Source organism: Chitinophaga sp., assembly GCF_039596155.1.
Lineage (GTDB): Bacteria > Bacteroidota > Bacteroidia > Chitinophagales > Chitinophagaceae > Chitinophaga.
Genome location: NZ_JBCNKF010000013.1, coordinates 120,302 through 136,092, shown reverse-complemented (window position 1 = coordinate 136,092; position 15,791 = coordinate 120,302). Strand labels below are relative to the sequence as shown.

3 protein-coding genes are annotated in these 15,791 nt (G+C 51.0%); all 3 read right to left on the bottom strand.

Annotated features, from left to right (window positions below):
* Positions 1–33 precede the first annotated feature (33 nt).
* From ABDW33_RS14585 to ABDW33_RS14575, 3 genes are read right to left on the bottom strand one after another with little or no spacing between them, the layout of a single operon-like run.
* Complete coding sequence (locus ABDW33_RS14585; RefSeq protein WP_343690802.1) at positions 34–1,440, bottom strand: aspartate aminotransferase family protein; 1,407 nt, start codon at positions 1,438–1,440, stop codon at positions 34–36.
* A gap of 39 nt (positions 1,441–1,479) precedes the next feature.
* Positions 1,480–6,255, bottom strand: a complete 4,776-nt coding sequence (locus ABDW33_RS14580; protein ID WP_343690801.1) for an amino acid adenylation domain-containing protein — start codon at positions 6,253–6,255, stop codon at positions 1,480–1,482.
* Positions 6,256–6,270: 15 nt separating this feature from the next.
* Complete coding sequence (locus ABDW33_RS14575) at positions 6,271–15,750, bottom strand: amino acid adenylation domain-containing protein (protein WP_343690800.1); 9,480 nt, start codon at positions 15,748–15,750, stop codon at positions 6,271–6,273.
* Between the last annotated feature and the right edge of the window lie 41 nt (positions 15,751–15,791).

Below are 15,791 nucleotides of genomic sequence, written 5' to 3'. Positions count from 1 at the left end.
GCGATAAAAATTGGGGAGCAGCAGCCCGGAGGCTTATACAGTTGCCATTCTCACCGTTTCTTTTACAGCCGATTCACTTTCTGCCAGCGCCACTTCCATAATGGCCAGGGCATTGTCGATGATGGCATCTGTAATAATTAATGGCGGCACCAGGCGCACCACATTATTGTAATGTCCACCTACTTCGAAGATGAGTCCACGCTGCATGCACTCATTCCTGAAGCGTTTCACCAGCGCCGGGAATGGCTCCTTTGTCTTTTTATCTTTCACCAGTTCCACACCGATCATTAGGCCTCTGCCGCGTACATCGCCAATGTAGGCGCTGTTTTCCTGCAAAGCTTTCAGCCCGTTAATCAGTTTCTCACCAGCTTTTTTCGTATGCTCGCTTAGGTTGTACCTGTCCACAAAGTCGAACGCACCATTTGTACCGGCCAGGCTGGCCTGGTTGCCGCGGAAAGTACCGATGTGTGCTGCGGGGCCCCATGCCTCTACATCCCTGCGATAGATGAGCCCTGCCAGCGGCAGGCCTACCCCACCAATACCTTTGGAGATAGTGATGATATCAGGTACAGCGCCGGTGTGCATCCAGGCCAGGAATTCCCCGGAACGGAAAAACCCGCTCTGGATTTCATCGAAGATCACCAGCACATCATGTGCATGCGCCAGCTTCACCAGTGCTTCCAGGTAACCTTCACGCGGTACAATGTTTCCGCCTTCACCCTGTATAGGCTCTATCACAATGGCTGCCGGCTTTGGAATACCGGAGTGGCTATTTTCCAGGATATTGCGCAGGTAGTCTACACAGGCCATTTTGCAATTGGCTTCATCCAGCCTGAATGGGCAGCGGTAGCAATAGCTGTATGGAACGAAGTGTACGTTTGGCGTGAGGGAGGTCAGGCGGTTGCGGAAAGCAGTGTCTGAAGTAAGGGACAACGCTGCGGAAGTCATACCATGATAACCACCGGTAAAAGCGATGATGGTATCGCGGCCAGTTTTAATTTTAGCCAGTTTCAGTGCGGCTTCTATGGCATCAGAACCAGTGGGGCCGCCGAAGCTCACCTTATACTGACCTCTTAGTTCCTCAGGCAGATGCGCCAGTATTTTCTTAATAGCAGATAATTTATTTTCAGTGGGGAAGTCCAGCGCATGAATGAGCTTCTCTTGTTGTGCAGTAACATAAGACAGTACTTCCTCATTTGTATGTCCCAGGTTCACCACGCCGGCACCAGCGAAGAAGTCGAGGAACTGATTACCGTCCACATCTTCTACCACCGCGCCTTTTGCGCGTTCAATTGCAATAGGTATACTCCTGGGATAAGACACTATACTACCTTCAATTTCCTGCTGAAGGGCCAGTAATTCCTGTGAACGCGTGCCGGGGATCTGAGCACTGATGATCCTTGGTTTCTCGGATAAATGAAATCTGGAATAATCGGACATAGTAAAAAAGTTTAGAATTTTGAGTTGTTGGGTATATGATTATTCAAATAGGGCATTGAGTTGATTCAGTTCCTCCAGCGACAGATCTTTATAATCGTAATCGCTCGGCGTGTACTCGCGAATGCTGCTGCCGGTACACAGGGCGGTCACTGTTTCCAGCGCTTCCTTGTAGGCTTCCATCCAGCGGCTGATCGTTTCTTCACGGAACTGAACAGCGGAATAATAAACGGTGAGTACAAGCTGATTTTCCCGCAGGAAGCCGATTAGCTCCAACGCATAATCGCTTTTGTTGAGTGGTGATTCCACCGCTCCGGGTGCATGTTCCAGCAGGCGGAATTCGCCTTCCGGCAAGTCATCGCCGGTGGCACCGAGGTAGTTAAATACCAGTTGAGGCTTGTGCATATGGCGCAGGGGACTGTTTATGGTGCTGTACTTCGCCAGCCCATAGCCGATACCATTATGCGGCACTTTATGCAGCAATTCTTTGGTTTGTTTAATATGCAGGGAAAGATCACCGACCTGCTGCAAATCCAGGCACACGGGATACTCTGCCGTAAACCAGCCAACAGTGCGGGATACAGAAATATCTTTCAGAATATCCGGGCGACCGTGGCTTTCCAGCATCAGCTGCAATTGCGGGAGGCCAAACACGCTGGCCGTGGCAAGACCCAGTGCCGCTAACAGCAAATCATTGATGTCAGTATTAAAGGCAGCGTGAGCATGCCTGGTCAGCTGCGTAGTAACATCTTCGCCCAGGCGTACACTATACTCCCGGATATCCTTAACAGCCGGGGCATTCAGGGAATCGCTATCCATTTGAATGGCAGCTGCGCCATCGGCATGCATGTGCTGCCAGTAGTCTATTTCCTGTTTGAATTCGCTGCTGTTGGCGTATTGTGCAAGGCGTTCTGACCACAGCCGGAACGCATCTGTTTTCGCAGGCAGGGTTACCTGTTGTTGGGTGAGCTGTTGTGCATAAAGGGCGAAGAGATCTTCCAATAAAATCCTCCACGAAACGGCATCCACCAGCAGGTGATGGATGGTCAGAAAGAGATGATCTCCTTCCGGCAGGCGGAAAATAGCAGCTTTCATCAATGGCCCGGAAGCCAGGTGCAGCCCGGCCTGGAGCAGATCCGCCGTTTCTTCCATTAATGAGGTGGCATTGGATGCATGGCGCCAGTCGTTCACGGTCAGCGGCACCTCAATACCGGCAGGACGGATATACTGCAACATTTTGCCGTTATCTTCCGTAAATATGGTGCGTAGTACATCGTGGAAGTTGGAGAGTTCCAGTAACGCAGCCCGCATAGCTGTTTCATTAACCGGCTGTGCTGCCTGAAGCATGACGGCCTGGTTGTAATGATGCGGCACTGCTTTCTCCATAGCGAAGAAATCTGCCTGGATAGGCGTTAATGGCACATAACCTGTTACCTCGCCCTGTTCCGCTGTTACTTTCAGCGGCTTCAACGCCCCGCTTAATTCGCGGATGGTGGGCAGCTTCATAATATCTTTGATCTCTACCTTATATCCATGGCGATATACCTGCGATGCCACCTGGATGGCGCTGATGGAATCGCCGCCGCATTCGTAGAAGTTGTCTGTGACCCCGACCTTATCTTTCTTCAACACCAGCTGCCATGCGGCTACCAGTATTCTTTCCACCTCCTGTTCCGCAGCAACAAAATCGTTTTCTACTACAACTGCAGCACTCATGCGGGCCAGCAATTTACGATCCACTTTACCATTGGCATTCACCGGCAACACGTCGAGTTCCTGGAATTGCCTCGGCACCATATATGGTGGCAGTTCACCGGATAGTTGTTCTTTGATCGCGCTGAAGGCTACCCCCTGTGCTTCGTGAAAAACTACAAAAGCACTCAGGTACTTACGACCGGTAGGGTCATCTGCTGCAATCACAGCCGCATCCTTTACGGCAGGCAACTGCGCCAGTTTAGCTTCTATCTCTCCCAATTCTATCCGCTGGCCATTCACCTTCACCTGGTAATCTTTACGGCCATGAAACTCCAGCAATCCATCCGGCAGGTAGCGGGCGAGGTCACCGGTTTTATACAGGCGCTGATTTCTTTCGGGCAGGAACGGATCAGTAGTAAATGCTGCAGCCGTTTTTTCCGGATCACCAATATATCCACGGCCCACCCCCACTCCGGCTACACATAGCTCCCCTACAACGCCCACCGGGCAAAGATTCATATAGCCGTCAACAATGTAGGTATGCATGTTGTAAATGGAAGTACCAACGGGTATTTTTTCCATGCCATCAGGCAGATGATTGAACACATACCAACAGGTACCGTCTGATGCTTCTGCAGGTCCATAATCATTTACCATCGTGGTATCCGGGTACAGCGCAAACCAGCGTTTCACTGTTTCCGGCTTCAGTATTTCACCACCGCATACCAGGCGCTTCACCGGCAGCGGGTATCGCTCCGGCTCTTTTTCCAGGATGTCCAGCAGCAGGTTGAGATATGTAGGTACAACCTGCAGCACAGTCACCTGGTGTACCATGAGTCTTCTTAAAAATTCCTCCGAATTATTCACCACATCATCGTCATACACCAGCGTTGTACCTCCTTTGATGAAAGCAGTAAAGAACTGCCATACAGAGATATCGAAACTGTGAGATGCGTTCTGCACCAGCACGCTGTTGTTATCCATTTCCAGGTAATCTACCGTGGCGAGGGCATGATTCATCATGCCAATATGCTCGCTCATAGCTCCTTTGGGTCTCCCGGTAGAACCGGAAGTAAATACGGAGAATGAAAGGCCGTGCGGATTAAATGACCTGCCGGGATTAGCTGCAGGCATACCATTCAGCAACTCATCAGTATAAATGAGGGTGCATAACTGTTGAATTTTCTCCGCCACTGCCGGTGATACCAGGTTACGTTCTGCTATCACAGCTTTTACGCCCGCATCTTCCAGGATGGAGATGATACGGTTGTCAGGTAATTTCTTTTCGATGGGAATGTAAGCTCCGCCCAGTTTCCACAAGGCCAGGATGGCAGCCGCCATATGCTCAGAACGATCCATGAATACCGCTGCAAAGTCATCTTCCCCAATACTCACCCGGTTACTGATACCTGCTGCCATTGTATTTACGCGGTCGTTCAGCTGCTGATAAGTTAAATGCCTGTCGTTGCAGATGATCGCCGTTTTCTGCGGTGTGGCCACAGCAAATTTCTCCACCGCATGATAGAAGGTGGTGGAGAGATCATAGGCCCTTGCTGTATTATTAAAATCTTCAACCAGCACACGTTTTTCTGCCGCTGTTATCAACTTTACATCCTGTAGTTGTTGCGCTGTGCCATCAATCACCTGCAGCAGCACATATTCAAAATGCCTGCAAATCTGCTTTGCATAGTATTCCTGTAATAATGCGGTATTATAGTTGAAGGAAACTGTAATCTCCTTCCCTGTTTCGACCATAATGTCCAGCGGATAGTTGGTCTGTTCGTGGAAAAATACATTTTCCAGCTGCAGGGCAGCACCCGCTGCTACCGCGGCTTCAGACAAGGGGTAGTTCTCAAACACCAGGATGGTATCGAACAAGTCGCCCTGAATACCGCTCCAGCGTTGAATATCATTGAGTGTAGTGTACTGGTATTCCCGGCATTGCTGTTGCTCCTGTTGTAGCTGCTGCAGCCAGCCGGCAATATGCTGGCCAGCCTGGCAGGTAGTTTGCACCGGCAGCGTGTTGATGAACATACCAATGCGGCGCTCTACAGCAGGCAGTTCTTCCGGGCGCCCGGACACGGTCACGCCAAATGTAACGCCATCCCTGCCTGTGTAACGATGTAGCAGCAATGCCCAAACGCCCTGCATGAGTGTATTCACGGTAATATGCTGTCGCTGTGCATAGGCTTCTATTCTGGCAGTAACACCGGCACCCGCATGAAATTTCTCTGTAGCGTAAGTACCGAGGCCCCTGGTTCTGTTGGCAGTAGTTGCCACAAATGGTAACAGGCATGCCTCTTCTGTATCTTTCAGATAATTGCGCCAGAATGCCTCATCCGCCTCTTTATTGCGCGATTCCAGGTAGCGGATATAATCTTCATAGCGATCTTCCGGCACCGGCAGCAATTCCCTGCCTGCGGTGAGTTGCTCATATGCCTGCAGTACTTCTTCCATCAGAATGGGTACTGACCAGCCATCCAGCAGGATATGATGATGTGTCCATATCATACGGTAACGGCGATCCGATAACCGGATCAGCGCCAATCGCATCACCGGGGCTTTTTTGAAATCGAAGCCACGCCTGCGGTCTTCTTCTTCAAAAGCTTTGATAGCAGCGTCCTGCGCGGCGGCATCCATCTCTCTGTAATCAAAATGATTTACGGGCAGTTCCACATGCCTGTATACGCATTGCACAGGGATATTGAAACTATCATAATAAAAGCTGCTACGCAGGATGCTATGGTTATTGATGGCATACTGCCAGCTTTTCTGTAATGCCTCCACATCAGGCGAAATAAGATCGCAGGCAAACTGGTTGATGTATGCACCGGTTTCTGTATCATAGAGGCCATAAAATAACATGCCTTCCTGCAGGCCACTAAGGCGATACAGTGCATTTACTTCATCTGTTTTCTTTTTTGCAGGTGCCTCTGTCAGGTAGGCTATCAATGCTGGTTTGTTCGCTTTAATAAAACTGATGATCTCTTTATCCTGCCGCACAGCGTCTATTTCTTCGGGCTTCAACTTTTTCCTGTTAGCTTTCAGGCTGAGCGACTCACCTGCTGCTACCAGGGAAAAATGCCTGCTTTCAATATGTTCTACAAATTCTTTTATACTCATTTCTAGTGTTTTGCTTTAGAAGTTCAGGATACTGTCCATATCGGCCTCTTCCTCATTGCGCGACTGCTGCTCCAGGAAGAAGTTATCCAGCTCGGCGTTGCTGATTTCTGCATGAAGTCCATAGTCAGACGGCGTGTAAACCGCGCCTTCCTCCCACTGACTCAAACAATGCTGAATGAGTGCGCTGAGCACCTGTAGATAGCGATCTGCCAGCTGCTGAACAGTACCTGTATCGAAATGTATGCTGCTGTAATTCCAGGAAATATGCAACCTGCCCTCTTCTACCATGGCCGTGATAGCGATCTTTTCCCTCACGGGGTTGAGCGGGCTCACGGTGGATACCGCTGCATTGCTGTCATCCATACCATTGAACCACTTACTGCTGCTCACCATATTATCCAGCTGGCCGAGGTAGTTGAATACTATGTCCCAGGGCTCTGTACCGGCCAGCGCCGGTTCCTGGCGAATGAACTTCAGTACGCCGTAACCCATTCCTTTGTCAGGAATACTGCGCAGTTGCTCTTTGATATTACGGATGAGATCTTTGTCGGTATTGGCATGGGTAACATCCAACAGCACCGGATACAGATTTGTGAACCAACCTACAGTACGGCTGATATCTATATCACCACCCACATCTTCGCGTCCGTGGCCTTCCAGTCCTATTGCCAATTTGCGGTGACCGCTGTGGTCGCAGATCACACGTGCCAGGGCCGCCAGCAACAGGTCGTTGATCTGCGTTCTGTATACACCTGAAACGTTTTGCAGTAATTGAAGTGTCAGTTCCGGGGAGAGAATGGCATGTATGTTTCGTATCTCCTTTCCAGTCAAAACACCATTGTAAGATTTATCTACGGGCAACGGCAGATACCCCGCTATCACCTGCTCCCAGTATGGCAGCTGAGCTGTAAGCCTGCCGGCGGCGCTATATTGTTCCAGGCCATGATACCACTGGCGGTAGGACCCTGTTTTAGGACCAGGATTAGCGGCCTCACCATTCATTGCTGCATCCAGGAACAGTTCTATATCCTCCAGCAATATTCTCCAGGACACACCATCCACTACCAGGTGATGGATAACAATGAGCAGTCGATTATCAGCTGCTGATGCAGGAACCTGCAATAGGGCGATGCGCAGCAAGGGACCGTTTTCTATGTCCAGACTTTGTTGGTACCGGGCTTCAGCAGCTGCGATCAGTGCAGGTAACTGGTATTCGGTGGCACCTGTCATGTCTTCTACCGCCACTATCTCCTGGGGTTGTGTTCTGTACTCCTGTTGCCACTTCCCGGCCTGCCGGCGATATACAAAGCGGAGGCTATCGTGGTGTGCCATCAGTAGTTCCGCCATTTGCGTTAATGCAGCCGGCGTTACGGATTTGCTGACATTGAGTAAGATTGCCTGGTTGAAATGGCTCACTACAGCAGGATTGCTTTCCAGGAACCATTGCTGGATAGGCAATAGCGGGCTGGCGCCAGTGAGCATACCCTGTTCTGCCTCAAAATGGCTACCGGTATTAGTTCTTTCGGCCAGCAATGCGGCGAGACCAGCGATAGTCTGACAGCTGAAAATATCTTTCGTATGCAAGGTGAATCCTTTGCGCTTCATGCGGCTCACTACCTGTATGGTGATAATGGAGTCGCCTCCCAGCTCAAAGAAATTATCATGTATACCTACCCGTTCTACCCCCAGCAGTTCCTGCCAGATGTTCACCAGGGCAAGTTCCAGCTCATTGCCTGCTGCAACATAGACCTGCGTGGTGATCTGGGTAAAATCAGGCGCGGGCAGTGCCTTGCGGTCAATTTTACCATTGGGCGTTATTGGCATTTCCTCCATCAGCACCATTAATGCCGGCACCATGTAGGCAGGAAGTTTGCTTTTCAAATATTCTGTAAGCAGGTTTTTATCTGTGGTATCAGCCTGCACATAAGCCACCAGCAATTTATGACCCGCCTGATCTTCCCTGGCAAGTATTACAGCCTGTGTTACCAGGGGATGCTGCTGCAGCACGCTTTCAATTTCACCGGGTTCCACACGATAACCGCGGATCTTTACCTGGTGGTCTTTACGTCCGATGAATTCAACGGTGCCATTGGCCAGCCAGCGACCAAGGTCGCCGGTGGCATAAAGGCGTCCGTTGTTATTGAAGGCATCCGTTATAAATCTGGTATGGGTCAGTTCTTCGCGGTTCAGGTAGCCGATGGCAAGACCATCGCCACCTACATATATTTCCCCGGTCACGCCTACAGGCATCAGTTGCAGTGCATCGTTGAGGATATAAATACTTGTATTGCTGATAGGCCTGCCAATAGTGAGTGGCCCATCTGCCGGTATTTCGGAGAGATATATAGATGTGGCTACCACTGTGGCTTCCGTTGGGCCATAGTTATTTACAATCCGCAGGTCACGGTTGTATTTTTTCAGCTGATCGCCGCCGGTGAGGATCAGGGGCATAGCTGCTGCATCTGCTGCTGTCATCTCCGGTAGCTGTTCGCAGATGGCAGTAGGCAAAAACGTATGCGTAATACAGTTAGTACGGAAAAATTCCAGCAGCTGCTCCACATCCAGCTTTACTGATTCCGGCACCGGGTATAATGCAGCGCCATGCAGGAGGTATGGCCATATTTCCCAAACAGCGGCATCAAAACCAACACCGGCATAGGTAGTAGCCCTGGCTTCCGGTGTAACATCAAATGCGTGGGCATGCCAGCTGCATAAGTTCAGCAGGGAACGATGGCTAACGATCACTCCTTTGGGTTCGCCAGTGGAGCCGGAAGTATAGATCACATAAGCAGGATCCTCCGGCGCAATTTCCACCGGCACAAGGGTTTCAGGGAAAATATCCACCTGCTGCGGGAAGTCGTCTATCCTCAACACCAGTGTATCCGGCCAGCTTTTCGTATTTTCTGTATCGTTATCATCTGTGATTACTACCCCCGCTTTTGTATCCGCCAGTATAAATGCAATGCGCTCCTCCGGATAAGCCGGATCAATTGGTACATATGCTGCACCGGCTTTTACGATGGCAGTAATACTGATGATCAGCTCCGCGGAACGCTCCATGCATACTGCTACCAGTGAGCCTTTCCCTATGCCTTTAGCACGCAGGTAATGGGCCAGCCTGTTCGCGCAGCGATCCAGCTCCTCGTAGGAAATCACCAGCTCTCCGTCTGCCACCGCAATGCGATTCGCGTAGGCCAGCACTTTTTGTTCCAGTATGTTCGTTACCGAAGTATTATCGGGATAACTAAGCTTTGTATCATTGAATGTTGTCAGCAACTGTGTAGTTTCCGCAGCCGACAACATGGGCAGCTCCTGCACAGTAGCCGTTCCCGCAGTTAGTATGGATTGTAGTAACTGATTGTAATGCGTTGCGAGTCGCGCTGCAGTGGCAGCCGTAAACAGGTCCGTACAGTATTCTACTGCCAGCTGCAATCCGTCCTGCTCCACAAACAATTCAAAGGAGAGATCGAAGCGTGCGTGTTCACGTGGCAGCGCCACTTCTTTCACCTCCAGGCCGTTCAATTGCAGGCCGTTCCCGGCTTCCGGCACATTATTCATGGCGAAGGCCGCCTGGAATGCCGGATTACGGCTCATATCCCTGTGAATAGTCAGCTGATCCACCACCATTTCAAACGGCACATCCTGGTGCGTGTAGGCCTCCATGGTTGACTGTTTCAGCTGCTGCAGGAAGTCGGTAAACAACGGGTTGCCGGAAAAATCGCTGCGTATGGCAATCGTATTCACGAAAAACCCGATCAGCTGCTCCAGCGCTGGCTGCATCCTTCCTGCCACCGGTATACCCACACAGATATCATTTTGCGTGCTGTGCCTATGCAGCAACACTTTAAAAGCCGCCAGCATGGTAGTAAAGAGGGTAACGCCATTGGCTTTGGAGAAGGCCTCCAGTTCATTACACACTACTGCCGGGATATGATAATATAATACCGCCCCTTTATTACTCTGCGTAAGTGGGCGAGGAAAATCGGTTGGTAGCTGTAGCGGTTCTACGCCGTATAACTTCTCTTTCCAATAGGCCAGTTGTTTTCCCAATGTAGACGCCTGGATAGCTTTGCGCTGCCAGATGGCGTAATCCGCATACTGCAGCGGCAATGCCGGAAGTTCCGGGATATGCTTTGCCAGGGCAGCGTTGTAGCAAATCTCCAGTTCATGCGCCATTAGTGGAATAGACCAACCGTCAGACGCGATATGATGCATCACTATCAGCAGCTGGTAATTATCGCGACTTGTGCGCACCAGCGTAGCCTGGAGGGGATGGTCTGCGGATAACGTGAAAGGCTGCTGCCTGCATTGCGTGAGGAAATTTTCCAGGCCGGCAGCGCCACTGAAAGCAGCGGCATCTACAAACTCAAGCTGCCAACTATTCTCCGGCAATACCTCCTGGTAGCCTTTTCCATCTGTTTCTACGATTACTGTACGCAATACTTCATGTCGATTAACTATCTGCTGCAATGCCCACTGCAGGGCTTTCACATCCACTTTGCCGGTCAGTTTCAGCAGGAAGGAAAGATGGTAAGGCTGGGAGCCCTGCAGGCGATCTATGAACCACAGGCGTTCCTGTGAGAATGACAATGGAATAAGGCCAATACGTGGCTGCTTTTCCAGCCCACTGTATAGACTTTCATTTGCTACACTGTTACCGCAATTGGCGGCCAGCTGTTCGATGGTTGTGTAGGTGAAGAAATCCCTGATGCTGATGTCCAGCGACAGTTCATTACGTATGGCCGACAATACCCTCACTGCCAGCAGTGAGTGCCCGCCCAGTTCGAAGAAGTCCGCACGAACGCTCACTTCCGGAACATGCAGGAGTCGCTGCCAGATGTCCACCATCACGGCTTCTATGTGATTATGCGGCGGCACCAGTGCTGCGGTGCTATTGGCGCCGGTTTCTGGCATCGGGAGTGCTTTGCGGTCTACTTTACCATTTGTGTTTAATGGGAAAACGTCCAGCACCATCACGTGTGCGGGCACCATATAGGCGGGTAATAGATTGCCCAGTGCAGCTTTCAGGCTGGCTTCATCAGCGTCCGCACCGGGATTCAAAGTAACGTAGCTGTAGAGTGCGCGTTGTTTATCTGCCCCTTCGCGGTCTATCACCACTGCTTCTTTCACTTCGGGGAGACTGTTCAGACTTTGTTCCACTTCACCGAGTTCGATGCGGTAGCCGCGGATTTTCACCTGGTGATCTTTCCGGCCGACGAAAGCAATGGAGCCATCTTCCAGGAAGCGGCCCAGATCGCCTGTTTTGTAGAGGCGTTGCGGGGTATCGCTGAATGGGTCGGCTATGAATGACCTGTTGGTTTTCGCTGGATCATTTACGTAGCCGCGGCCTACACCGGGGCCTGCCACCCAAATTTCACCGATCACCCCGGGAGGGCATAAGCCGCCGTTGTTGTCTACAATGTAAATATCGAGGTTGGCCAGGGGCTTACCGATAGAGATGCTTTCTCCTTCCGGCACCTGGCGCATGATGTGTTGTGTGATGGTATCTGCTGCCTCCGTAGGACCGTAGCCGTTTACCAGCGGTATATGCGGGAAAGCCTGGAACCAGCGCTCCGCGAGATACTTCTTCAGTGTTTCGCCACCTGCCAGCATAAACCGGAGGCTGGTGAAAACAGTGGCCGTATCTGCCGGTAATTCATCCAGCACCAGCGACAAATAGCCGGGTACCAGTTCCATGATTGTAATTCCATCGGCGGAAACCTGCTGCAGGAAAAGGTCAGGACGCAATACTACCTCCTGGCTGTAAATCACCGTGCTGCCACCGCAGAGCAGTGCGCCAAACATCTGGAATATAGAAATATCAAAACTCTGGGAAGCATTCTGCGCAATGCGGCAGTTATCATCCGCCTCCAGTTCACGGAGCCGCGCATACTGGTGATTGATCAGCCCGCGGTGTTCTACCATCGCACCTTTGGGTGTACCGGTAGATCCTGAGGTATAGATGACGTATGCCAGCGAATGACCGTCACGCTGCAGCGCAGGAACCTTTGTGTCAGTGCTTTCAATCTCATCCGCGAATATGACCTGCTGAATGGCTGGGCATGATTGCTGCAATGCAAGCACCGCATCCTCATACTTCCTTTCTGTTATAATTATTTTTAATCCGGCATCTCCCGCTATCAGATGAAGCCGTTCTGCCGGTAACTCCGGATGCAGCGGCAGATATGCTCCGCCCGCCTTCCAGATACCGTATACAGCTGTTACCAACAATGGCGAGCGATCCATCAATACGCCTACAATATCTTCCGGCTGCAGACATCCTTCGGAATGCAGCGTGCCGGCCAGGATACCGGCATCCCGCTGTAATTCCGTATAGGTGACCACAGTAGAATTATGTTTTACCGCCACCCGCTGCGGATAGCGATCTCCTATTTCATCCAGCAGCTGATCGAAAGTGGTGTGATCAGGAAAAGCCAGTTTATTGTTATTGAAACGCTTCAATAACGCAGCTTCATCGGCAGTAACCATGGGAATTGCAGCCATTTTACGGTAAGGATTCTCCAGGATGGCCTGAAGGATTTCCCTGAAATGGCGCACCATGCGCACAGCAGTGGCTTTGCTGAACAAGTCGCTGCAGTAACCGAAGTTGACCAGGAGTCCACCATTGCTCTCCACTATCGCCACGTCCAGGTCAAACTGAATAGACCTTTCTTCCAGGTGTACTTCACTCAGGGTCAGATCCCGGATACGGAAATTCTCGGCACCGCCGCCTTCATGAAGGGTGAACAATACCTGAAACACGGGGCTGCGGCTCAGATCGCGTTGTGCACCCACTACTTGTTCGAACGGCACTTCCTGGTGGGCGTAGGCTTCCAGCAGGGTATTACGCACCCGCTGCAGCAAATTATGTACGCTGCCTGCTTCGCTGAGGTTGGTGCGCAATGCCAGCAGGTTGAGGAAGAAGCCTACCAGCGGCTCCAGCGCCGGATAATTGCGGTTGGCTATCGGAACACCTACACAGATATCGTGCTGACCGCTATACCTGGCAAGTAATATCTTGAATGCTGTAAGTAAGATCACATAGCGGGTCACGCCTTCCTGCCTTGCTACGAGGTCCAGCTGCTGGCAGAGCTGCTTTTCCAATGCGACGGTAACCATGCCACCAGCAGTACTTTGGATGGCAGGGCGCGCAAAATCAGCGGGTAGTTCCAGGGGCGATAATCCCTCCAGCTGCTTTTTCCAATATCCGGATTCCCGTTCCAGTAATGCACCGGAGAGATGCCTGCGCTGCCATAACGCATAGTCAGCATATTGCAGCGGCAATAGTGGCAGATTGGCTTCGCGGCCCTCTGTACGGGCAATATACCCTGTTACCAGCTCCTGCATTATAATCGGGAAGGAACCGCCGTCTGTGGCAATGTGATGCATTACAAACAGCAACAGGTGCTCCTGGTCCGCTTTACGGATCAGCAGGGCACGTAGCATATAGTCTTTTTCCAGGTCAAATGGAAGCTGCTGCGTTTCATTGATCAGCGCCTGAATATCTTCCTCTCCGTTGAGTGCCGCAGCGTCCCTGAACAACAGCTGCCAGCCTTCTGCAGGCATTACCTGCTGATAGGCCTCGCCGTCTTTTTCGAGAATGAGCGTACGGATCACTTCATGGCGTTGCACCAGTTGTTGCAGTGCATATTCCAGTGCCCCGATGTCCAGCTTCCCGGAAAGTTTCAGCATGGCCGAGAGGTGGAATGGCACGCTGCCCTGCATGCGGTGAATAAACCAAACCCGTTCCTGTGAAAAAGACAAGGGGATATAGCTGCTGCGGTCCTGCTTAACCAAGGGCTCCGCAGCAGCGTTGTTTGTATCAGCACTGATGAATGCTGCCAGTGATACAGGTGTAGGATAGACAAAAATATCTTTAAGGCTGAGTGCACATCCCAGCGACTCATTCATCAAACCAGCTACCCTGGCTCCCAGGAGCGAATGGCCCCCCAGGGAAAAGAAGTCATCCGACGGGCTGATATCTTCCAGCTTCAATGCTTCTTTCCATACAGCTATGATTTTTGATTCTGTTTCATTTGCAGTTGCCTGGCTATCGTACCAGTTGTCCGGCAAGCGCATAGCCGCCACATCCACACGACCATCAGCCAGCTCGGGAAATTCGGGCAGTACCGCAAAATACCGGGGCATCCTGGCGGCAGGGATGTATACACTGATCCATTGCCGTAAGGCAGCAGGTGTGAGCGTTTCACCTGATTTTAAGGTAGCGAGTACCGCGATAGAGCTCTCTCCATTATGGAAATATTGAATAGCGGCAGATTTGTATACCAGCGGATTCGTACATACAATTTCTTCTATTTCATCAAGCATCAGCAGCTGATTGCCTTTGCGCACTTCCCTGCCCTGCTGGTTCAGCAACTGTATTTTTCCACCTGCGGCAAAGCGGGCATTGTAGCCGGAGGCCATTAACTGTACCTCCTCTGCGGACTGCTGCGGGTGAAAAGCTACGGGCCTGTTGAGCAGGTTATTTTTTATGAGCAGGCTTCCCCTGACGTTCAATGGAGCAGGCCTGTTCTGTTCATCGTGAATAGCAATGCGGGTTTTACCAAATGGCCGGTTCAGGAGGATACTGTCGGTAATGCCCCACTCTACGTCTGCTGATTCCAGGTGGCCACTGGCTACAGACACTGGCAATCCTGATGGCTGATAAGTATAAGAACCTATGGTAACTGCTGGAAAATGCTTACGCCAGGCACTGATGAGATGATGATTCACTTTGCGGTGCCCGCTGATGATGAGGCGGCCCTTACCGATATCGAAGCGGGCAGGTTGATGCAGCCATTCCCGGATACCTTCCACATTGAGTTTTAGCAGGGGTGTACCTTCTTTCTCAATATTACCTGCAAACTCCTCCATGAAGTGGATAGTAGCTTTCGCTGCAATTCCCGGCAACAGCCATTCCGGTAAATCATGGTATTGTTCACCCGCCTGGGTAATCAGCTGGTGGTGCTCTGTAATTCCAAATTCAGCAATGGTGTAGTCTATATGCTCACGCAGAGAGGCCATATCGGCCACATAAAGCGCCGTATAGTCATCTGTGGTTGTCCGCAGCAGCAGGCCACCTTCCGGTGCGTATGGCGCTATATTCTCTTCTGCAAACAATGCGGAGGGAAAAGTATATCCATCTTTATCAAAAGCGATTACCTGTGGCAGATCAAACTGGTGAATGAAATTCCTGTCAGTGAGGATCACCACATCTCCCCAGGTTTGCAGATACTGACGCAGCGACTTATCATTTCCCGGATGCAGGAAGCAGCAGTATCCGCCTGCCTCCATTACACTGAGCGCCAGGATCAGCCTTTTTACAGGATGATCTGAAACGATAGCCACTGGCCTGCCAGCGGTAGATTTCAATAACATTGCGTTGTTCCGGACTTCTGTTGCCAGGTCGCCATAACTCCACCTGTCAGCGCCATAGATGATGGCCGTTTTATCAGCAGCAACAACCGGCAATATCTTTCCTGATCTGATATTCATGTTGGTATAGCATTGCGGACAGCCTTACCTGTCCAGATCAT

Coding starts and splice junctions, on each gene's coding strand:
- ABDW33_RS14585 (WP_343690802.1), bottom strand. CDS start 1,440: ATGTCCGATTATTCCAGATTTCATTTATCCGAGAAACCAAGGATCATC.
- ABDW33_RS14580 (WP_343690801.1), bottom strand. CDS start 6,255: ATGAGTATAAAAGAATTTGTAGAACATATTGAAAGCAGGCATTTTTCC.
- ABDW33_RS14575 (WP_343690800.1), bottom strand. CDS start 15,750: ATGAATATCAGATCAGGAAAGATATTGCCGGTTGTTGCTGCTGATAAA.